Origin of the sequence: Anaeromyxobacter terrae (genome assembly GCF_022690685.1) — a bacterium.
Lineage (GTDB): Bacteria > Myxococcota > Myxococcia > Myxococcales > Anaeromyxobacteraceae > Anaeromyxobacter > Anaeromyxobacter terrae.
The window spans coordinates 1-20835 of the sequence record NZ_JALCYY010000075.1 but is presented as its reverse complement, the minus strand read 5'-3'; the positions used below and the strand labels follow the sequence as shown (position 1 = coordinate 20835).

The following is a 20835-nucleotide window of genomic DNA, read 5'->3' as shown; positions in this document are numbered from 1 at the left end:
CGCCGCGCCCGCGATCACCACCTTCCCGAGCCCCTCGACCCGCGGGAGCGCCCCCGCGGCGGCCGCGCCGAGCGCCACGACCGCCCCCATCTCGAGGAGCTTCGCGACGAGCTGCGAGGAGATCGCCGCCGCGAACGGCTCGCGCGAGCTGCGCGAGAGCACGAACGCGGCCGCGAGCGGCCCGAGCTTGCCGGGCACCGTGTTGTGCACGAGCGCGCCGAGGGCCGTCGCGTGGTAGGCGTCCACGTACCGCGGGCGCGGCGGGGGCGCGACGAGCCGCCAGACGAGCGCCCGCCACGCGAACAGCGAGGCGGCGAGCGCGAGGAAGCCGGGCAGCCAGCGCGCGTGCTCCGGGAGCCGGCGGGCGAACGCGCCGAGGTCGAAGCGCGGCACGAGCGCGAGCCCTCCGCGCCACTCGAGCCGGAAGAACACGAGCGAGACGAGCAGCGCGCCGGCGGCGATCCCGGCGGACACGACGACGGCGTGTCCCGGGCGGAAGGAGCGGCGCGACATGCCGGCAAGGTCGTCATCGGAGCGCCACCGGCACACCCGGGTGCCGTGCCGGCGTGGAAGGGGGTGCAGAACGTTCGATCGTGCGACCGGGTCCCATCCTGGCAGGGCTCGCGACCGCCGCCGTCGCGGCCGCGTTCGGCGGTCACCTCACCCGCCGGCTCCGCCGCGCCCAGCTCTCCCGGCGCATGCTGAGGTTCGCCGACGAGGTCCCGCTGGACGTCCTCCTCGAGCGCGAGGTGGGGGTGCCGGTGCGCGATGGCAACGCCGTCGAGCTCATCGAGGACGGCGCCATCTTCGACGCCCTCGAGGAGGAGATCAGGAACGCGCGCGAGCACATCCACGTCTGCGAGTTCATGTGGATGGGCAAGGGCGAGCCGTCGGCGCGGATCGGCAAGGCGATCCTCGAGCGGCGCAGGGGCGTCACCTGCCGGATCGTGCTCGACTGGTTCGGCTCGAAGCGGCTCGCCGAGCCGCGCTTCGACCCCGAGCTCGAGCGGCGCCTCCTCGCGAGCGGCGTGGAGCTCCGGATCCACCGCCCCTGGCCCGACCCCTTCCGCCTCTCGCACCGGCGGATCTTCGTGTTCGACGGGCGGACGGCGTACGTGGGTGGGTTCGGGATCTGGAAGAGCTGGCTCGGCGGCGGGGCCGGGCCGGGGGAGTGGCGGGACACCGCGTGCCGGGTCCGCGGCCCGATCGTCTCCGACCTGCAGCGCGCCTTCGACCACAGCCTCCAGGCCGCCGGCGGCGAGCCGCTGCCGGGCGACGCCTATCCGCGCCAGGAGCGCGGCGGGGACGTCCACGCGGCGGTGGTGGCGAGCACGCCGAAGTGGGCCCGGACCACGACCGCGGCCCGCATGTACTACGCGCTCATCGCCTCCGCGCGGCGGCGGCTCCTCGTCGCGAACTCCTACTTCGTGCCGGACCGCTCGCTCCAGAACGTCCTCATCGCGCGCGCGCAGGCCGGGGTCGACGTGCGCGTGCTCGCGCCCGGACCGCACCACGATCAGCCGCTCGTGCGCGCGGGCCAGCGGCGCACGTACTCGCGCCTGCTGCGGGGCGGGGTGCGCATCTGGGAGTACGGCGCGTCGATGATGCACGCGAAGACGCTCGTCGCGGACGACGTGGCGGTGATCGGGTCCACGAACATGGACTCGCAGAGCCTCTCGTTCCTGTGGGAGGCCTCGGTGGTGTGCGACGCGCCGGGGATCGCGCGGCGGATCGCCGAGCGTTACGCGCTCGACCTCGAGCGCTCGAGCGAGATCCGCCTCGAGGCGTGGCGCCGGCGTCCCCTGAAGATGCAGCTCGGCGAGCGCGCCGCGGGGATCACCGAGCCGTGGCTCTGACGCACCCGGGGCGGGGCGCGAGCGCCGGGGACCGAGCGCCGACGACACGACGGCCGGCGCCGCGGGGTCGCGGGCCGGCCGTCGGGTGAGGCTTCGGGAAGCGGAAGCGGACTAGCGCTTCGAGAACTGGAAGCGCTTGCGGGCGCCGGGGCGGCCGTACTTCTTGCGCTCGACCGCGCGGGCGTCGCGCGTCATGAAGCCGGCCTTCTTGAGGATGGGCCGGTACTCCGGGTTGATGTCGCAGAGCGCGCGGCTGATGCCGTGCCGGATCGCGCCCGCCTGGCCGGAGAGGCCACCGCCACGCGCGGTCACGAGGACGTCGAGCTTGCCCATCTGATCCACGAGCTTCATCGGCTCGACGAGGATCATCTTGGACGTCTCGCGGCCGAAGTACGCGTCGATCGCGCGGCCGTTGATCGTGATGTTCCCGGTTCCGGGCACGAGCCGCACGCGGGCCACCGACTCCTTGCGCCGGCCGACCGAGATGTTCGCCTGAGTCGCCATCTTCGTCTTTCCTTACTGCGCGAGGGGGAGCGCCTCGGGCTTCTGCGCGGCGTGCGGGTGCTCGTCGCCCGCGTAGATCTTGAGCTTCGTGAGCATCTGCCTGCCGAGCGCGCTGCGAGGAAGCATGCGGCGGACGGCGTTCTCGAGGATATCCTCGGGGTGGCGCTGGCGCAGCTTGTTCATCGGCGTGAGCTTCTCGCCGCCCGGGTACATCGTGTGCGTGAAGAAGACCTTGTCCGTCTCCTTCTTGCCGGTGAACCGGGCCTTGCCCGCGTTCACGACGACCACGAAGTCGCCGGTGTCCATCGAGGGCGTGTAGAGCGGCTTGTGCTTGCCCTTGAGGATCGAGGCGATGCGGGTGGCGATGCGCCCGACCGTCTGGTCGTTCGCGTCGACGAGCCACCACTTCCGGCCCTTCAGGGCCTCGGCCTTCGTCGCGCTGTGGGTGGTGCCTTTGGCCATGGATAAACCTGCGGAAATCCCGAAATTGGAAACGCGCCTTTTAGAGGAGGGCCGTCCCGTTGTCAAGGGCGAACCCGGCCGCCGCGCGGTCGCGGGCGTCGTCCTGCTGAGGCCGGCGCAATCTACAGGCTCCGGGCCGCCCCCACAAGAGGAGGCGTCTCCTTCCCCGACCGTCGTGCCGCGAGCCGCCCTTGCGCCGCCGCCCCGCGCGGTGTGAACTCGTCCCCGATGCGCGCCGCGATCCCCCTCGTGCTCGGCTCCGCCGCGCTCCTCGCGGCCTGCAGTCACCCCCGGCCGCGACCAGCGGCCGAGGTGGCGTGCCGCGCCGTGCGCGCCGACCCCCTCCGGCTGCGGGCGGACGTGGAGGCGCTCGCGAGCCGCTTCCACCCCCGCAGCGCGGCGCACCCGGGGAACCTCGCCCGCGCGGGCGCGTTCCTCGCCGAAGCCTTCCGGGCCGCGGGCGCCGAGGTGGAGGAGCAGTCCTACCCCGCGTTCCGGTCGACGTACCGGAACGTCCTCGCGCGCTTCGGCCCGGACACGCCGGAGCGGATCGTCGTGGGGGCGCACTACGACGCGGCGGGAGACGATCCGGGCGCGGACGACGACGCGAGCGGGGTGGCGGGCCTCCTCGAGATCGCGCGCATGCTCGCCCAGAGCCCGCCCCCCATCCGCGTCGAGCTCGCCGCCTACACCCTCGAGGAGCCGCCCGGGTTCGCGACCGAGGCGATGGGGAGCGTCGTGCACGCGCGATCGCTCAAGGCGGCGGACGTCCGCGTGCGGCTCATGCTGTCGCTCGAGATGATCGGCGCGTTCTCCGACGCGCCCGGGAGCCAGTCGGTCCCGGTCGGGATGAAGCGGAGCGCGTACCCGACGACCGGCAACTTCATCGCGATCGTCGGCCGGAGCGGCCACGCCGGCATGGTGGCGGAGATCGCCGCGGCCATGCGCTACGCGTCGTCGGTCCCCGTCGAGACGCTCGTCGCCTCGCGCGACACCCCCGGGGTGGACCTCGCCGACCACCGGAGCTTCTGGGATCTCGACTACCCGGCGGTGATGGTGACGGACACCGCGTTCTTCCGGAACCCGCGCTACCACACGCCGGAGGACACGCCGGAGACGCTCGACTACCGGCGCATGGCGGAGGTGGTCGAGGGGGTGCACTGCGTGGTGCAGGCGGTGGCGAGGCGTTGAAACACTAGGGGTTTAGTTCGAGCACCGTCGGTAGCTGCGACGACCGTAGGAAAGCACAGAGGGGATCGGCTCCGGCCGATCCTCTTTCTTTTCTCGCGCAGTTGCGCGGCTCGGTGCGGTGCTCGGCACCGATGGCCGGCGCGAGCCTCCGCGGCTGAGGAGCCGGTGCGACGGTGCTCGTGGCGTCGGCGCCCGTCACATCCCTGCCTCGCCGTTCGTCATGTCGCCAAAGGAGCTGGAAATGAAATTCATGCTGCTGATTTACCAGGGGACGACGCCGCTGCCCGGGTCGGAGCGCTGGAAGGCGCTGCCGGAGGCGGAGCAGAAGAAGATCTACGCGGACTACGCGGCGCTCAACGACACACCTGGGCTGACGCCGGGGCTGCCGCTGGGCCTGCCCGACACGGCCAGGACGGTGCACGTGCGCGACGGCAAACCGCAGATCAAGAGCGGGACTCATCTCGCCGAAGGGCTCGCCGGCTTCTTCGTGCTCGAGGCCGAGAGCGAGGAGGAGGCCGTCGCGATCGCCACCCGGATCCCGGCCGCGCGGCTGGGTGGGGCGGTGGAAATCCGGCCGACCGAGAAATATTGGTGAGCCGATGAGCGACTGGCTGGCGGAGCGATTCGACGAGAGCCACGCTCGTTTGCGGGCAGTGGCGCAGCGAATGCTCGGCTCGGCCAGCGAGGCCGACGAGGCGTGCAAGAGGCGTGGCTCGAGCTCAGCCGGGCCGACACGCGCGCCGTCGAGAATCTGAACGGTTGGCTGACCACGGTCGCCGCGCGCGTCTGTCTGGACATGCTGCGCGCGCGGCGGCCGCGGCCCTAGGGTGCGCCGGAGCCGCCGAAGGCTGCGGTTGCGCGCCTCGGGCCCGCTCATCCCGAGCGTAGCTCCGCCGCGCAGCGGCGGAGCGGAGTTGAGGGACGGTCTCCTGCGCCTCGCGGCTACTCGCGGCTAGCTCTTCGACGCCCCGCCCAGGCGTGCCCGCAGGGCGGCCATCACGCTCTCCGTCTGCGCCGCCACCTGCTCCGGCGAGGACGACAGCGCCGCAGGATCCACCCGCTCGTGCGCCTCCGCGGGCAGGTCGTCGAGGAAGCGCGACGGCGTGCGCGGCAGGAGCTTGCCGCGCTTGGTCCGCGTCGCGGACCGCGTCAGGTAGAGCCGCTCGCGCGCCCGCGTGATGCCGACGTAGGCGAGCCGCCGCTCCTCGTCGAGGTCGCGCGCCTCGCCCTGGATCCCGGCGCAGGGGAGCAGGTCCTCCTCGACGCCCACGAGGAACACGACCGGGAACTCGAGCCCCTTCGCCGCGTGCAGCGTCATGAGGGTGATGCCCTCGTCCGCGGCGGGGTCCTCCTCGGAGCGCGAGTCGAGCGCGAGCCGCTGGAGCCAGGTCGCGACCGACGGGCGCGCGGTGCGGTGCTCGTACGCCTCGAGCGAGCGGAGGATCCCGTCGAGCGCGTCGACCTTGCGCTGCGCCGCCTCGAACGACTGCACGCTCGCGCGCGCGTGGCCGTAGAGGTCCACCTCCGCGACGAGCGCGCGCGCCGCCTCGGCGACCTTGCCCTCCTCGAAGCGCGCCCGGAACTTCTCGACGAGCGCGACGAACGCGGCCATGCGCTCCGGCGCGCCGCGCGGCAGGTCGGGGATCTCGGCCGCGCGGCGGAGCGCGTCGAAGAGGTGCACGCCCCGCTCGACCGCCCAGGCGTGGACGCGCTCGAGCGACGCGTCGCCGATCCCGCGCGCCGGCACGTTCACGATCCGCGCGAGCGACACCTCGTCCTGGGGCGACACGCAGACCTTGAGGTACGCGAGGAGGTCGCGCACCTCCGCCCGGTCGAAGAAGGCCGGCCCGCCGTGCACGAGGTACGGCATCGACGCCTCGCGCAGCGCCTCCTCGATCGGCCGCGACTGCGCGTTCAGGCGGAACAGGATCGCGAAGTCGCTCCAGGGCCGCCCCTCCTGGCGCAGGCGGGCGATCTCCTCGGCGACGAAGCGCGCCTCGTCCTCCTCCTGCCCGAGCGCGAGGACCCGCACCGGCTCGCCGGGGCCGGCGGCGGTGAACAGCCGCTTGGGCTTCCGCTCCGCGTTCCGGGCGATGACCGCGTTCGCGCAGTCGAGGATCCTCCCCGTCGAGCGGTAGTTCTGCTCGAGGCGGATCTCCTTCGCGCCGGGGAAGTGCTTCTCGAAGCGGAGGATGTTCCGCACCTCGGCGCCGCGCCAGCCGTAGATCGCCTGGTCGTCGTCGCCCACCGCGCACACGTTCCGGCGCTCGCCGGCGAGGTGCTTCAGGAGGTCGAGCTGCGCGACGTTCGTGTCCTGGTACTCGTCCACGAGCAGGTAGCGGAAGCGCCGCTGCAGCCGGCCGCGGACCTCGGCGTTCCGCGCGAGGAGCTCGACCGGCTTCGCGATGAGGTCGTCGAAGTCGACCGAGCGCTGCGCCCGGAGCGCCTGCTCGTAGCGCGGGTAGACCTCGCTCGCGACGAGGTCGTAGTCGTCCCCCTGCCCCTCGACGCCCACCGCGATGCGCTTCTTGCCGGCGTTCTTCGCGCGCGACACGAGCGAGAGGACGCGCCCCGCGTCGAACGCGCGGTCGTCCACCTTCACCTCGCGCATGCAGCGCTTCACGAGGGCCGCCTGATCGCCGGCGTCGCAGATGGCGAAGCGCTTCGGGAGGCCCGCCGCCTTGTGCTCCTGCTGGAGGATCCAGAGCCCGAACGAGTGGAACGTCGAGACGAACACCTCGACGCCCGGCGGCCCCGCGAGCGCCGCGACCCGCTCGCGCATCTCGCCCGCCGCCTTGTTCGTGAAGGTGACCGCGAGGATCTCCTCCGGATCGACCCCCAGCTGCAGGAGGTAGGCGACGCGGTGCGCGATGACGCGGGTCTTGCCGGAGCCGGCGCCGGCGAGGACGAGGAGCGGCCCCTCGGTGGTGGTGACGGCCTCGCGCTGCGGTGGGTTGAGCGTCGAGAGGTCCAGCATCGGAGCCGCGCGTTGTGACACGCGCCCGCCCGCCCGACAAGACTTGACTCTCCGGAGCGCGCCGGGCGGCGTGGCGCAGCGTCCCACGGGGGACGCGAGGGCGGCGCGCCGGCCCGCACGGCACGCGCGAAGGACCACGTTCGCGGCGCGCGCCCGCCCTGTTGCCGAATGTGCGCGCCCCGAGTCTCGATCGACGCTCTCTCAGCCCGCGTCGTCGATCACAAGGCCGCGCAGCCGCTCGGGATCCGCGAGCACGTCGAGCTCGACGATCTTCCCGCCGGCGACGGTGAAGCCGAGCACCGAGTACGGCCGCCCCTTCGCGTCGAGCGCGACGAGGCCCGCGGCGCCGTTGACGCGCGCCGGCCGCGTGGACGCCGCGCGCCGTGCGTAGTGCACCGACTGCTCCGCGACCTCGCGGGCGCCGCGGACGACCTTCGAGCCGCCCGGTGCGGCGCCGCGGTCGGCCCGGAGAACGACGTTCGGATCGAGCACCGCGAGCAGCGCCTCGAGATCCCCCGCCCGCGCCGCCACGAGGAACGCGTCGACCGCCGCCCGTTGCCGCGCCGGGTCGGGATCCGGCTCCGGCGTCGCACCCTGGACGCGGCGGCGCGCGCGGCTCGCGAGCTGCCGCGCCGCCACGGGGGACCTCCCGACCATGGGCCCGATCTCCTCGAACGGCACGCCGAACACGTCGTGCAGCACGAACGCGATCCGCTCCGCGGGAGCGAGCGTGTCGAGGACCACGAGCAGCGCGAGGCCGACGGAGCCCGCGAGCAGCGCCTCGGCCTCCGGGTCCCCGCCCTCCCCCGTGACGATGGGATCCGGCAGGTGCACGCCCGCCGGCTCCTCGCGCCGGGCCTGCCGCGCGCGCAGGAGGTCGAGGCAGACCCGGGCGACGACGGTCGTGAGCCAGCCGCCCAGGTTGCCGATGCCGTTCACGTCGGCGCGCTCGAGGCGAAGCCACGCCTCCTGGACGGCGTCGTCCGCCTCCGCGAGCGAGCCCAGCATCCGGTACGCGACGGCGCGCAGGTGCGCGCGGAGGGCCTCGAAGCGGTCGCCCAGGGTCTCGCCTTCGCTCATCGGTCACGTTCCTCTCGCCTGGCTCGTCAACGCGATGTCGAACGGGCCCGGGCCGACGTGACGGCCGCGCACCGTTTTTCTCTCGAACCCGGAGCGTTCCATGGCGCGCATCTCAGGAGTCCCTGGCCGCGAAGCAGGGCCCTTCCTAAAGCTGGCCTACCACTTCACCCGCCGCCAGCTCGCAAGGCTGGCGGGCCGAGCCCCCGAGCGGATGATCGAGCCGCTGGAGCTGTTCGCGCTCGTCCCCGGCCTGATGCGCGGCTACGGCGGCCTCGAGCAGGCGGCGGCGCGGCTGCGGGGCGTCCCCGAGCGGCTGAAGATCCTCGCGGAGCTGAAGGCCGCGACACTCACGCACTGCGAGTACTGCATCGACCTCGGCTCGCAGATCGCGCGCCGCGCGGGTCTGAGCGACGCGCAGCTGCTCGCGCTGCCCACGTACCGGCAGAGCGCGCTGTACACCGACGACGAGAAGCTCGTGCTCGACTACGCGGTCGCGATGAGCCGCACCCCCGTCGAGGTCACGGACGCGCTGTTCGCCGAGCTGCGGCGGCGCTTCGCCGACGCGCAGTTGGTGGAGCTCACGTTCGTGATCGCCCTCGAGAACCTGCGCGGGCGCTTCAACCTCGCGCTCGGCGTCGGCGCGGCCGGGTTCAGCGAGGGGATGGTGTGCGCGGTCCCCGCGACGCCGCCGCCGGCGTCGCGGGCGGGCGAGGGCGAGGGCGCCGCGGCGTCGCCCTCCCCTGCGGCGCGCGGCTGAACGGCCGCATGACACGAGCGCGCCGGGCGCACGGCGCAGGGTCCCGCTGGGGGGGGCCGGGGCTGCGCCGCCCGCACGGGCGGCGCGCGCCCGTCAGCGCGGCGGCGGCCCCAAGGGTCCCCCCGGCGGCAGTGCGCGCGCTGCCCGCGCCCGACGGCGGCGACCCCACGGTCCCCTTCCCCGGCGCCCCGGTCCGCGCGACGATCTCCTCGGGCCGCAGCCTCGCCCGCCCGAGCGTCCGCTCGGAGTCGGGCGGACGGCGACCGCCGCGCGCGAGCGCGAGCGGGCGCGCCGCTCGAGAAGCGAAGCGACACGCCTCCGCCGCGTCCGGCGCGGGAGGAGGTGGATCATGGCAAGGGTCGAGAGGAAGGAGCACGCGCGCGAGCGGGAGGCGTCGATCGTACCGGCTCGCCCGGCGCTCGCGCTGCCGGACTGGATGGAGCGGTTCGAGAACATGATCGAGCGGACCTGGGCCCCGCTCCTGCCGGCGTTCCGGATGCCGCACGAGCTCGGGCTGCTCGAGGTCCCGCCCATGGACGTGTACGAGGAGGGCGATGAGCTCGTGGTGAAGGCGGAGCTCCCGGGCCTCACGCGGGAGGAGATCGACGTGACGATCGCGGGCGAGCTCCTCACCGTCGCGGGCAGGAAGGAGAAGGAGGAGAAGGTCGAGCGCAAGGACTACCACCGGCTCGAGCGGTCGTCGGGTGCGTTCACCCGGACGATCACGCTGCCGGCCGAGGTCGAGATCGAGAAGGTGACCGCCACCTTCACGAACGGCGTCCTCGAGATCCGCGCGCCGAAGAGCCCGGAGGCGAAGTCGCGGACCCGCAAGATCGCGGTGACGTGACGTGATGCGCCACGACGTGGGCGCGCTTGCGACCGGTCAAGTCCGGTATGCTGCGCGCCCATGATCCGTCGAGCCCAGCTCACCGTCCCGATGGCCGCCCTCTCGGCGGCGCTCGCGCTCGCCGCCCCCCCGGCGCGGGCCTGCACGAACATCCTCGTCGCCCGCGGCGCCACCGCCGACGGCTCGACGATGATCACCTACGCCGCCGACTCGCACGAGCTCTACGGCGAGCTGTACCACACGCCCGCCGCGACGCATCCGCCGGGAGCGATGCGCGACGTGTACGAGTGGGACACGGGCGACTACCTCGGCAAGATCCGGCAGGCGGAGGTCACCTACAACGTCGTCGGCAACATGAACGAGCACCAGGTCGCGATCGGCGAGACCACCTTCGGCGGCCGCGAGGAGCTCGTCGACCCGAAGGGCGGGGTCGACTACGGCAGCCTCATGTACATCGCGCTCGAGCGCGCCCGCAGCGCGCGCGAGGCGATCGACGTCATGACCGGGCTCGTCGCGGAGTACGGCTACCGCAGCGAGGGCGAGTCCTTCTCGATCTCGGATCCGAAGGAGGTCTGGATCCTCGAGATGATCGGCAAGGGGCCCGGGCGGAAGGGCGCGGTGTGGGTCGCCCGCCGCGTGCCCGACGGCCACGTCTGCGCCCACGCGAACCACGCGCGCATCCGCCAGTTCCCGCGCAACGACAAGAACACGCTCTTCGCGAAGGACGTCGTCGCGTTCGCCCGCGAGAAGGGCTGGTTCAGCGGCAAGGACGAGGACTTCAGCTTCTCCGACACCTACGCGCCCCTCACCGCGGGCGCCCTGCGCGCCTGCGAGGCGCGCGTGTGGAGCGTGTTCCGCCGGGTGGCCCCCTCGCTGAACCTCTCGGCCGACTACGTGATGGGCGGCGCGAGCGCGCCGCGCCTGCCGCTCTGGGTGAAGACGGACGCGAAGGTCTCCGTCCGCGGCGCGATGCAGCTCATGCGAGACCACTTCGAGGGCACGCCGCTCGACCTCTCCCAGGGCGTCGGCGCGGGTCCCTTCGCGCTGCCGTACCGCTGGCGCCCGATGAACTGGAAGGTGGACGGCGCGGAGTACCTGCACGAGCGCGCCATCTCCACGCAGCAGACCGGCTTCTCGTTCGTCGCGCAGTCGCGCGACTGGCTCCCCGGCCCGATCGGCGGCGTGCTCTGGTTCGGCCTCGACGACACCTACTCGACCGTCTACGTCCCGCAGTACTGCGGCAACCGCTCGGTCCCGAAGTCGTTCGCGGTGGGCACCGGCAACTTCCAGGAGTTCAGCTGGGACTCGGCGTTCTGGGTGTTCAACTTCGTCTCGAACTGGGCGTACTCGCGCTACAGCGACATGATCCAGGACGTCCAGAAGGTGCAGGGAGAGCTCGAGAGCGGGTTCCTCTCGCGACAGGCGGAGGTCGAGAAGGCCGCGCTCGCGCTCCACGCGACCTCGCCCGGCCTCGCGCGCGACTACCTCACCCAGTACTCGGTCGAGCAGGGCGACCGCACCACCGCGCGCTGGCGCAAGCTCGGCGAGGCGCTCATCGTGAAGTACCTCGACGGCAACGTCCGCGACGAGCACGGGAAGGTGACGCACCCCGACTACCCCGAGAGCTGGCGGCGTCGGATCGCGCAGGACCGGGGCGACACGATCAAGGTGGTGAGGTTCCCGGGAGAGAAGGACGAGAGCGCGACGGCCAGGGTGACCTCGACCTCGACGCCGACCCCGACCCCGACCCCGACCTCGACCCCGACCTCGACCGCGACCCCGACCCCGACCTCGACGCCGAACCCGACCTCGACCCCCCGCCCCTGACCGCTACCCGCTCCGCGCGAGCGCCTCGATCGCGCGCGCCAGGTCCTCGGGGACCGGCGCGCGCACGTCCACCCGCGCCCCATCGCGCGGCCGCGGGAACGCGAGGCGCTCGGCGTGGAGCGCCTGGCGCGCGATCGCCTCCGAGGGGACGCCGTACACCGCGTCCCCCAGCACCGGGAACCCGGCCTCCGCGAGCTGAACGCGGATCTGGTGGGTGCGGCCTGTGTCGAGCACGACGCGCAGCAGTGCGCCGCCGGCCAAGCGCCGCTCGACCGTGAAAGACAGGCGCGCGCGCCGGGCCGACGCGACGCGGGTCGTGAAGCGGCGCGGATCGGCGGGGCTGCGCCCGTAGGGCGTGTCGAGCGCGCCGCGCTCCGGCGGCGTCCCCAGAACGAGGACGAGGTACTCCTTCTCGACGGCGTCCGCCTCGAACGCGGCGCGGAGCGCCGCGAGCGCGCGATCGTGGCGCGCGAGGAGGAGCGCGCCGCTCGTGTCGGCGTCGAGCCGGTGCGGCAACCCCGGCACCGCCCGCCCGTCCACGTCGAATCGTCCGAGGCGGCTCGCCGCGCCGACCGCCGAGGGCGAGCTCGGGCCGGCCGGCTCGACCGGGAGTCCCGCCGGCTTCGCGACCACGAGGCAGTCCTCGTCGTCGTACAGCACCGCGAGCGAGGGCCCCACCGCGCGTCCGGCGGCTGGCGGCGGCCGATCCAGCTCGATTCGCTCTCCGCCGAACAGCCGTCGCTGGATCGCGCAGGCCTTGCCCCGGATCCGCACGCGCCGCCCCTCGATGAGCGCCCGCGCCCGCTCCACCGGGAGCGCCAGCGCCCGGGCGAGGTAGCGATCGAGCCGCTCTCCGGCCGCCTCGCGCGGCACGTCCAGGATCTCCTGCGTCACCCCGGGATCCTGCCACGCGCGACGCGCGCGTGCGCACCTCTCCGCGCCGGGAAAGGGCGCTCCAACCCGGCGGTGGCCCAGCGGCCCCGGTGCGCTCTCGTGCCGCAGCCCGGCGCGGGCCCGTGTCCCGCGGGCGTGGTATGGGTCGGCGTCGCTCGGGGGCGCGACCGGAGACCGGATGCGAAGCCTGCCCGTCGAGGTGAAGCTCGCCCTCGCCCTCACCGTCGTCGCCGTGGCGGTCGCCGCCGCGGGCGCGCGGGTCACGAACGCGACGATCGAGCGCAACGTCGAGGCCGCCGCCGCCGTCTCGCTCCGCCACGCCGCGGAGGGGTTCGCGTCCGAGGAGCACGCCGAGCTGGACAAGCTCGCGGCGACCCTGGACGCGCTGCTCGCGAACCCCGAGCTGCGCGACGCCTTCGCCGCGCGCGACCGCCGGCGCCTGCTCGCCGCCGCCGCGCCGATCTTCGAGGTGATGCGCGAGCGCGACGGGATCACGCACTTCTACTTCCACCTCCCGGGGGAGCCGCGGACGGTGTTCCTCCGGGTGCACCTCCCCGAGCTGTTCGGCGACCCGGTCGAGCGCGCCACGCTGCGCCGCGCCGAGGAGACGCACGAGCTCGGCGCCGGCAAGGAGCTCGGCAAGACCGCGTTCGCGCTCCGTGCGGTGCGCCCCTGGATCGTGGGCGGCAAGACGATCGGCTACGTCGAGCTCGGCCAGGACTTCGAACGCTTCCTGCGCGACATGAAGGCGCGCACCGGCGACGACTTCGGCCTGCTCGTGAAGAAGAAGTTCCTCGATGAGCGCGCCTGGTCGGCCGTCCTCGGCCCGCGCCAGAACACCTGGAACGATCGGGCGGACGTGGTCGCGGTCGACTCCACGGCCTTCACGGACGGGATCCTCGACTACCCGGGCGACGTCGAGACGCTGCCGGAGGACGGGGTCGTGCTCGGCCACGTCGAGCGCGGGGGCCGGGCGCTCCTGCGCGGGATCTTGCCGGTGCGGGACGCGGCCGGGCGGAAGGTCGGAGGCCTCGTCGTGCTCCACGACTTCACTCCACAGCACGCGGCGCTCGAGGCGGGCATGGCCCGCCTCGGCGGCGCCTTCCTCGGCGTCGCGCTCGCCGGCGGCGCCGCCGTCTTCGCGCTCGTCCACCTGCTCGTCTTCCGCCGGCTGGGGCGGCTGAGGCGCAGCCTCGAGGCGCGCGGGGCCGGCCTCCCCGCGGGAGCCTCGCGGCTCCGCAGCGCGGACGAGCTCGGGCGGCTCGAGGCGCTGTTCGAGCGGCTCGGACCGCCGGGCCCAGGCGAGGGGCAGGCGCGCCCGCGGACGCCCGAGCGCTGAACCCTCCGGTTACGTCCCGTCGCGTACCGCGCGTGCGGCGCGTCATCGCGTCGCGCCCCGCCCGACAGGGCCCTGACCTCACCACGGGTGCCTAACATCGCGGCGGTCCGGCGGCGCGCGTCGGGAGTGGGAGCGCGCCCGGGAAGGAGCGGCCATGTGCACCCTCCGTCGCGCGGCGAGCGCGGCCGCGGCCCTCGCCCTCGCGCTGGCCCCCGCCGTGCTCGCCGCGGAGCGGCGGGAGACCGCAGGCAAGGCCGGCGACGCCGCGCTCGGCACCCGCAGGTACTCCGACTACGAGAAGCCCCAGGCGTGCGCCGGCTGCCACGTGGACATCGCCCGCGAGTACGAGCAGGCGATGATGTCGCAGGCGTTCACGCACCGATGGGACGAGATCGAGTACTTCGAGCTCGCCCTGCCGCACGCCGAGAAGATCGAGAAGGTGAAGGGCGTGAAGGCGGGCTGCAACGGCTGCCACGCGCCCGTCACGTTCCTCGCCGGCGACATCCCGCCGAAGCGAGTGGCCGCCGGGACGCGCGCGAACGAGGGCGTCTCGTGCGACCTCTGCCACACCATCGTCGACCGCGGCGGGGATCCGTCGGTGAACTACAACTGGATCTCCGAGCCCGGCAAGACGAAGCAGGGCACGCGCAGGGACCTGAAGAGCCCGTACCACGAGACGCGCGAGAACCCGTTCCTCCGCACCGCCGAGTTCTGCGGCACGTGCCACAACGAGAAGTCCCCGTGGGGCGTCTGGGTGAAGTCCACCCAGCTCGAGTGGAGGGAGGGCCCGCACGGCCGCGCCGGCATCGTCTGCCAGGACTGTCACATGCCGCGGGCGCCGGGGCGCAGCGCGCGCATGGGCGAAACGCACCCCGACGTCCGCCAGCACCTGTTCCACGGCGCCCACGACGCCGGCAAGCTCGCGGGCGTCGCCGAGGTGCGCGTCCACCCCGAGGCGCGCGAGGTCGAGCCGGGCGATCCCATCCGCGTCACCGCCGTGGTGGTGAACGCCAAGGCCGGGCACAAGATCCCCACCGGCTCCGCCGAGGAGCGGGTGCTCTGGCTGCACGTCGAGGCGAAGGACGCGTCGGGGAAGGTGTGGCCGCTGCGCGTCGACCGGAAGGGCTTCGCGGGCGAGGAGTACACGATCGCGGACCCGAAGGCGCTCGCCTACCAGGACCTCGGCGACATCCAGGGCATCCCCGGGTTCCGGGGGCTGCCGCGCGACGGCCCCGTCCCCGCGGGCGACCGGATCTTCCGGATGCCGTACTTCGACGAGCAGGGCCGGATGACGATCGCCCAGTGGAACACCGCCTCGCTCGGCACCGACTACCGGATCGCGCCGCTCCAGGCGGTGACGGAGACCTTCACCTGGTCGCCGCGCGACCTGCCCGCGGGCACCGTCACGGTGACGGCGACGGTCTGGTACTCGCGGCTCGTCTCGTCGGTCGCGGAGCACCTGAAGGTGCCGGCGGAGGAGTACGCGCCGGTCCTGGTCTCGAGCCACACGACCACCCTCACCGTCCTGCCCTGAGGTGCCCGCCGTGATCCGTCGCGCCAAGCCGCTCCCGCCCGTCGCCGTGCTCGTCATGGCGATCGTCGCCGCGCTCGCCATCCCGGTTCCCGCCGAGGCGATCCCCGCGTTCGCGCGGCGCTACCGCTTCTCGTGCACGACCTGCCACGCGCCGTTCCCGCGGCTGAAGCCCTTCGGGCAGGAGTTCGGGGGCCGCGGGTTCGCGCTCGACCCGGGCGCCGAGCCCGCCCGCGCGAGCATCGACGTGGGCGACCCGCTGCTCGAGCTTCCCCGCGAGTTCCCGCTCTCGCTCCGCTTCGACGCGTTCGGCACGGTGAGCGATCGGTCGCCAGAGCTCGACTTCCAGACCCCCTGGGTCTTCAAGCTCCTCGCGGGAGGCAAGATCGCCGACAAGGTCGGCTTCTTCGCCTACTACATCCTCGAGCAGGGCGAGCCCGGCAAGATCGAGGACGCGTACATCCAGCTCTCGGACGTCTTTGGACTACCGGTGAACGTCCTCGCCGGCCAGTTCCAGATCTCGGATCCGATCGCCAAGCGCGAGCTCAGGCTCGAGCGGCTCGACTACCAGATCCTCGCCACGCGGGTCGGTCAGTCGGTGGTGGACCTCACCTATGACCGCGGCGTCGCCCTCACCACCGACGTCGGGCCGGTGGCCGCGCTCGCGTCGGTGACGAACGGGAACGGGATCGAGGGCGCGGAGGGAGGGCGGTTCGACACGGACTCGTTCAAGAACGTGGCGCTCCACGTCGCCGGCGACGTGGGCCCCGTGCGGATCGGCGCGTTCGGCTTCTGGGGCAGGCAGCGGCGCGACGGCGTGAACGACACGATCGTCTACTGGGGCCCGCAAGCGGGCGTCTCGTTCGCCGAGAAGCTCCACCTGTCGGCCGTGTACCTCGAGCGGCGCGACTCCAACCCGCGCTTCGGCCCCGCGAACGAGGACCTCGTCACGCGCGGCGGCTTCGTGGAGGCGCTGGCGCTCCCCACCGGCCCGGACGGACGCTGGGCGGTCGTGGCGCTCTACAACCTCGTCCGCTCGGACGACGACGCGGCCGACGCGGAGTCCGCCGCGCTGGCGCTGCAGTGGCTCTTCCGCCGCAACGTCCGGCTCACCGCGGAGGTGGACCGCGACTTCGACGCGGACGCCTGGACGGGCAGCCTCGGGACGATCGCGGCGTTCTGACCCGAGGCCGCGCGCTATGAATGGGGGGCGTGTCCTCGCCCCTCGTCACCCTCGATCGCGTCGACGTCCGCCTGTCCGGCGCGAGGCTCCTCTCCGCCGTCTCGCTCGCGCTCCGGCGCGGCGAAGGGCTCGGCGTCGTCGGTCCGAGCGGCTCCGGCAAGTCGACGCTCCTCCGCCTGCTCCGCGGCGAGGTGTGGCCGCACCCCGCGAGCGCCGGGCGCCGGCTCTTCCACGGCCCGGACGGAGCGAGCGAGAGCCCCATCGGCGCCCGGGAGCGCTTCACGCTCGTCGCCCCCGAGGCGCAGGACGCCTACGTCCGGCACGACTGGGACCTGCCGGTGGAGGCGGTCATCCGCTCGGGCTTCTCGGACGCGCCGTATCCCGCCGAGCGCGCCACGCCGGCGCAGAGCTCGCGGGTGCGCGAGGTCGCGGCGCTGCTCGGGATCGCGCCGCTCCTCGGCCGCTCGATCCTGGACCTCTCGCGCGGCGAGGCGCGTCGCGTCCTCCTCGCCCGCGCCCTCGCGCCCGAGCCCGAGCTGCTCGTGCTCGACGAGGCGTGCGACGGCCTCGACGCTGGCGCGAGGGAGGGCTTCCTCGCGCACGTCTCGGAGGTGCTCCGGCGCGGGACGGCCGTGGTGATGGCGACGCACCGGCCGGAGGAGATCGTCCCGGAGATGGAGCGGGTGGTGGTGATGGAGGACGGGAGGATCGTGAGGGAGGAGAGCCGGGCGGAGCTCCTCCGCACGACGTCGACCCCGACGTCGACCCCGACCCCGACCTCGACCCCGACCCCGACCCCGACCTCGATGAGCCGAGCGGCCGCTCATCCCGAGCGTAGCCCCTCGGCGCCCGCCGAGGCGCGAGGTCGAGAGACGATCCCGAGCCGGCCCCCTCCCCTCTTCTCCCTCTCCGGCGTCACGGTCCTCGTCGAGGGCCGCGCCGTGCTCCGCGATCTCACCTTCTCCATCGCGCCCGGAGAGCAGCTCGCGCTCGTCGGCCCGAACGGCGCCGGCAAGTCCACCCTCCTCCGACTGCTCGCCGGCGAGGAGCAGCCCGCGCGCGGCACCGTCGCGCGGCTCGATCTCGGCACGCGCGCGAGCGCGCCCGAGCTGCGCGGGCGCGTCGGCGTCGTGTCCCCGGAGCTCCAGGCCCGCCATCGCTTCGACGCGACCGGCGAGGAGGTGGTGCTGTCGGGCTTCGCCGGCACGATCGGCCTCGCGGCCCCACCCACCGACGCCGAGCGGACCGCGGCTGCGGCCGTGCTCGCGCGGCTCGGGATCGCCTCCCTCGCGCGCCGGCACCTGCTCACGCTCTCCTACGGCGAGCTCCGGAAGCTCCTCCTCGCGCGCGCCCTCGCCCCGCGCCCGCAGGCGCTCCTCCTCGACGAGCCGCTCGCCGGCCTCGACGCCGTCGCGCGCGCCTGGGTCCTCGCGGTCCTGGACGAGTCCTGCGCGGCCGGCGCGGCGCTGCTCGCCGTCTCCCACCACGCGGACGAGCTCCCCCGCGGCGTTCGCCGCGTGGGCGTGCTCGAGGACGGGCGGATCGTCCGCTGGATCGAGCGCCCGTAGCGCTCAATTCCCTTCGGCGGGGATCCGGGGCAGGATGCTCGCGATGGCCGACGATCCGCGCCGCCCCGATCCCGCCGCCCCGGAGCCGGGCGAGGTACCGAGCGCTGCCCCGCGCCCGCCGTCCCTCTCCCCCTCCGCCACGCCGCCCGCGCGGCCTCTCGGCGGAGTCGTCGCACCGACGGCACCGCGGGGCGTCCCGCGACCGCCCGCCTCGCGCGCGTCCGCGCCCGTCCGCGAGGTCAAGGGCCCGATGTTCATCGACACGGCAGCCGGGACGTTCCAGGACCTGCGCCCGCCCGCGCCGCCGGTCATGTCGCGGCGGGAGTTCGAGGCGGAGCTCCAGCGGCTCCTCCGCGAGTACGCCGGCGACGCCTCCAACCCGGGCTCCATCCACTGCGAGGGCTGCCAGCGCTGCACGAGCTGCATGTTCTGCGTGGACTGCGTGGAGTGCTACCGCTGCACGCACTCGCGCGGCTGCCGGTCGTCGAGCCACCTCACCCACTGCGTCGGGTGCGAGGGCTGCCACGACTGCGCGTACTGCGTGGAGAGCGAGAACTGCACGCAGTCGAGCTACCTCGTCCTCTCCCGCGCCTGCTCCGAGTGCACCTACTGCTTCGGGTGCGTCGGCCTCGCGAAGAAGGACTTCCACATCCTCAACGTGAAGTACTCGCGCACGGAGTACTTCCGCATCGTGAAGTCGCTGCAGGAGGAGCTCGGGCTCGCGAGGTAGATCGCCCGCAGCGCCGCGCCCACCGCCATGCCGCTCCCCGCCCCGCTCGTCGCGATCGCCTCGCTCCTCCTCTCCGCCGCTCCGCGCCTCACCGCCTCGATCGCGCCCGCGGCCGCCCGGCCGGGCGACGCGGTGCTCGTGCGGGTCGCCGGCGCGACCTCCGCGCCGCGCGGCGAGCTCGCCGGCCGCCCGCTGGCGTTCTTCCGTGCCGGCCGCGAGTGGCGCGCGTTCGCGCCGCTGCCGACCGAGACCGCGGTCGGCGAGCTGCGGGCGGAGCTCGAGGCGGACGGCGCACGGACGGAGGCCGCGCTCGCCATCGTCGAGCCCGGCTGGCCCTCACGGGAGATCTCCGGCGTTCCGGCGCGCTTCGTCGAGCCGCCGCCCGACGTCACCTCGCGCATCGCGGCGGACCGCGCCGCTTTCAACGCCGCCTACGCGAGGCCGGCGGAGCCGCCGCGCTTCCGGCGCGCCTTCGCGTGGCCGCGCCAGGCGCGCCTGTCCGGCCGGTTCGGCGATCAGCGCGTGTTCGACGGCGTGAAGCAGAGCGTCCACTACGGAGCCGACGTGACCGGCCCGGTCGGCGCGCCGATCCGGGCGGCGAACGACGGCGTCGTGGTCCTGGTGCGGGAGGCCTACCTCTCCGGACGGACGGTGGTGCTCTCGCACGGCGCCGGCGTCTTCACGGCCTACTTCCACCTCTCCCGCATCGACGTCCGCCCGGGCCAGGCGGTCCGGCGCGGCGCGCGGATCGGGCGGCTCGGCGCGACGGGGCGCGCGAGCGGCCCGCACCTTCACTGGAGCGTGCGGGTGGGCGGGCTGTTCGTCGATCCGGAGTCGCTGCTCGGGATCGATCCCGCCTCGGGGAAGGCGCCGCCGCGCGCGCCGCGCCTGCCCTCCGCGGCACCGGGCGCGCCGGCGGTGACGGCCGGCGCGGCGGGGGGCGCCCCCGGCACTCCCGCGCTCGAGGGGCCGCCCGCGGCCGGCGACGCGGCGACGCCGCTCAGCGCTCCACCGAGCCGATGACCTCGAGCATGGGCGCGTGCAGCGACGGGGGCGCGGCGACGATGTCGCCCGTCTCGAGCATGCGCTCGCCGCCCGCCATGTCCGTGACGAGCGCGCCGGCCTCCTGCGCGAGGAGGATCCCGGCGGCCACGTCCCAGGGCTTGAGCCGCTGCTCCCAGAACCCGTCGAAGCGGCCGGCCGCCACGTAGGCGAGGTCGAGCGCGGCCGAGCCGAAGCGGCGCACCGCGCGGGCCCGGCGCAGGAACGCACCGAAGAGCCGCAGCGGGTAGTCGTGGTGCTGGTGGATGTCGTACGGGAAGCCGGTCACGAGGAGAGAGCCGAGGAGCTCGGCGCGCCCGGAGTGCCGCAGGCGCACGTCGCCGAGGAACGCCCCCTCGCCGCGCGCGGCCGTGAAGAGCTCGTCCCGGAGCGGATCGTAGGTCGCGGCCGCCGCGAGGCCGCGCGCGTCGGCGACCGCGACGTTCACCGCGAAGTGCGGCACGCCGTGCGCGTAGTTCGTCGTGCCGTCGAGCGGATCCACGAAGAAGCGGAGCTCGCCGGCGCTCCCCCCCGACACGCCCGACTCCTCCGCGAGGATCGCCGCGCCGGGGAGGCGGCTCCGCAGGAACCCGAGGAGCGCGGCCTCGGCCGCCCGATCCGCGTCGGTGACGAGGTCGATCCCGCCCTTCAGCTCGATGGTGCGCTCTCCGCCCCACTTCTCGCGCAGGACCGCCCCGCCCCGGCGCGCCGCCTCGGCGCACACGTCCCTGAGCTCCGCCAGCTCCGTCACCTGCACCCCCTCGTCCGAGCGCCGCGGCGAGTCCCGCGGTCCGCTCGCGAGAGCATAGCCACATCGGCGCCCGCCCGCAGCCGGCGTGGGCGCACCGCGCCGCGCCGCGCCTCCCACCTCGCCTCATCCCGCGATCACGCGACGGCGATCGCATTCACCTTTCGTTCACAAGCGACGGGCGGTGCATTAACCTCGCGCGAACTTCGATCCCCGGGTGGACCTCATGACCGCACGCCGTATCGCAGTCGTCCTCGTCGCCGCAGTGGCGGCGTCCTCCGCGGCGCGCGCGCAGACGCC

Annotated in this window: 19 protein-coding genes; 12 read left to right on the top strand and 7 right to left on the bottom strand. The window is 74.1% G+C overall.

The genetic code is table 11. The annotated features are described in order from the left end of the window. The coding region (locus tag MNY62_RS22515; protein WP_242346584.1) for a lysylphosphatidylglycerol synthase domain-containing protein at positions 1-513 on the bottom strand (513 nt) is incomplete at its 3' end. An 80-nt stretch (positions 514-593) separates the two neighbouring features. Between MNY62_RS22515 and MNY62_RS22510 the strand changes: the two genes are divergently transcribed. Next, entirely contained in the window at positions 594-1856 is a 1263-nt protein-coding gene (locus MNY62_RS22510; RefSeq protein WP_242346583.1) for a phospholipase D-like domain-containing protein, read from the top strand. 111 nt (positions 1857-1967) lie between these two features. Here the strand turns inward: MNY62_RS22510 and rpsI are convergent, their stop codons facing one another. Both rpsI and rplM read right to left on the bottom strand, forming a co-directional pair. Continuing rightward, positions 1968-2360 carry a 30S ribosomal protein S9 gene (gene rpsI / locus MNY62_RS22505; protein ID WP_242346582.1) on the bottom strand — a complete coding sequence of 131 codons (393 nt, stop codon included), beginning with the start codon at positions 2358-2360 and terminating at the stop codon, positions 1968-1970. Positions 2361-2372: 12 nt separating this feature from the next. Further along, complete coding sequence (gene rplM, locus MNY62_RS22500; RefSeq protein WP_242346581.1) at positions 2373-2822, bottom strand: 50S ribosomal protein L13; 450 nt, start codon at positions 2820-2822, stop codon at positions 2373-2375. 327 nt (positions 2823-3149) lie between these two features. Between rplM and MNY62_RS22495 the strand changes: the two genes are divergently transcribed. Both MNY62_RS22495 and MNY62_RS22490 read left to right on the top strand, forming a co-directional pair. Further along, positions 3150-4013, top strand: a complete 864-nt coding sequence (locus MNY62_RS22495; protein WP_242346580.1) for a M28 family peptidase — start codon at positions 3150-3152, stop codon at positions 4011-4013. 241 nt (positions 4014-4254) lie between these two features. After that, a complete protein-coding gene (locus tag MNY62_RS22490) occupies positions 4255-4608 on the top strand; it encodes a YciI family protein (RefSeq protein ID WP_242346579.1) in 354 nt (117 codons plus the stop codon). Between the two features lie 357 nt (positions 4609-4965). Here the strand turns inward: MNY62_RS22490 and MNY62_RS22480 are convergent, their stop codons facing one another. Then, positions 4966-6990 (bottom strand): ATP-dependent helicase, encoded by a 2025-nt coding sequence (locus tag MNY62_RS22480; protein ID WP_242346577.1) that lies wholly within the window; start codon positions 6988-6990, stop codon positions 4966-4968. Between the two features lie 201 nt (positions 6991-7191). Then, a complete protein-coding gene (locus MNY62_RS22475) occupies positions 7192-8070 on the bottom strand; it encodes a sigma-70 family RNA polymerase sigma factor (RefSeq protein WP_242346576.1) in 879 nt (292 codons plus the stop codon). Between the two features lie 211 nt (positions 8071-8281). Between MNY62_RS22475 and MNY62_RS22470 the strand changes: the two genes are divergently transcribed. The 3 genes from MNY62_RS22470 (at position 8282) to MNY62_RS22460 (ending at position 11501) form a co-directional block, all read left to right on the top strand. Then, a complete protein-coding gene (locus tag MNY62_RS22470; RefSeq protein WP_242346575.1) occupies positions 8282-8827 on the top strand; it encodes a carboxymuconolactone decarboxylase family protein in 546 nt (181 codons plus the stop codon). A gap of 349 nt (positions 8828-9176) precedes the next feature. Beyond that, on the top strand, positions 9177-9674 hold the full coding sequence (locus MNY62_RS22465) for an Hsp20/alpha crystallin family protein (RefSeq protein WP_242346574.1): 498 nt from the start codon (positions 9177-9179) through the stop codon (positions 9672-9674). Positions 9675-9734: 60 nt separating this feature from the next. After that, positions 9735-11501 carry a dipeptidase gene (locus MNY62_RS22460; protein WP_242346573.1) on the top strand — a complete coding sequence of 589 codons (1767 nt, stop codon included), beginning with the start codon at positions 9735-9737 and terminating at the stop codon, positions 11499-11501. 3 nt (positions 11502-11504) lie between these two features. On the opposite strand, the gene MNY62_RS22455 is transcribed toward MNY62_RS22460, so the two are convergent. Continuing rightward, positions 11505-12395 (bottom strand): RluA family pseudouridine synthase, encoded by an 891-nt coding sequence (locus tag MNY62_RS22455; RefSeq protein ID WP_242346572.1) that lies wholly within the window; start codon positions 12393-12395, stop codon positions 11505-11507. Between the two features lie 178 nt (positions 12396-12573). Between MNY62_RS22455 and MNY62_RS22450 the strand changes: the two genes are divergently transcribed. The 6 genes from MNY62_RS22450 to MNY62_RS22425 all read left to right on the top strand — a co-directional run bounded on the left by MNY62_RS22450 (position 12574) and on the right by MNY62_RS22425 (position 19769). Continuing rightward, complete coding sequence (locus MNY62_RS22450; protein WP_242346571.1) at positions 12574-13734, top strand: cache domain-containing protein; 1161 nt, start codon at positions 12574-12576, stop codon at positions 13732-13734. A 154-nt stretch (positions 13735-13888) separates the two neighbouring features. Continuing rightward, positions 13889-15268 (top strand): multiheme c-type cytochrome, encoded by a 1380-nt coding sequence (locus MNY62_RS22445; RefSeq protein WP_242346570.1) that lies wholly within the window; start codon positions 13889-13891, stop codon positions 15266-15268. A gap of 10 nt (positions 15269-15278) precedes the next feature. Further along, positions 15279-16448, top strand: coding sequence for a hypothetical protein (locus MNY62_RS22440; RefSeq protein ID WP_242346569.1), 1170 nt, complete (start codon positions 15279-15281; stop codon positions 16446-16448). Between the two features lie 29 nt (positions 16449-16477). Continuing rightward, entirely contained in the window at positions 16478-18016 is a 1539-nt protein-coding gene (locus tag MNY62_RS22435; protein WP_242346568.1) for an ATP-binding cassette domain-containing protein, read from the top strand. A 250-nt stretch (positions 18017-18266) separates the two neighbouring features. Continuing rightward, positions 18267-18746, top strand: coding sequence for a caib/baif family protein (locus MNY62_RS22430; protein ID WP_242346567.1), 480 nt, complete (start codon positions 18267-18269; stop codon positions 18744-18746). Between the two features lie 27 nt (positions 18747-18773). Then, on the top strand, positions 18774-19769 hold the full coding sequence (locus MNY62_RS22425) for a M23 family metallopeptidase (protein ID WP_242346566.1): 996 nt from the start codon (positions 18774-18776) through the stop codon (positions 19767-19769). Here MNY62_RS22425 and MNY62_RS22420 read toward each other — a convergent pair. Continuing rightward, positions 19747-20538 carry an inositol monophosphatase family protein gene (locus MNY62_RS22420; protein WP_242346564.1) on the bottom strand — a complete coding sequence of 264 codons (792 nt, stop codon included), beginning with the start codon at positions 20536-20538 and terminating at the stop codon, positions 19747-19749. The two genes, MNY62_RS22425 and MNY62_RS22420, sit on opposite strands and share 23 nt — an antisense overlap. Positions 20539-20835 lie beyond the last annotated feature (297 nt).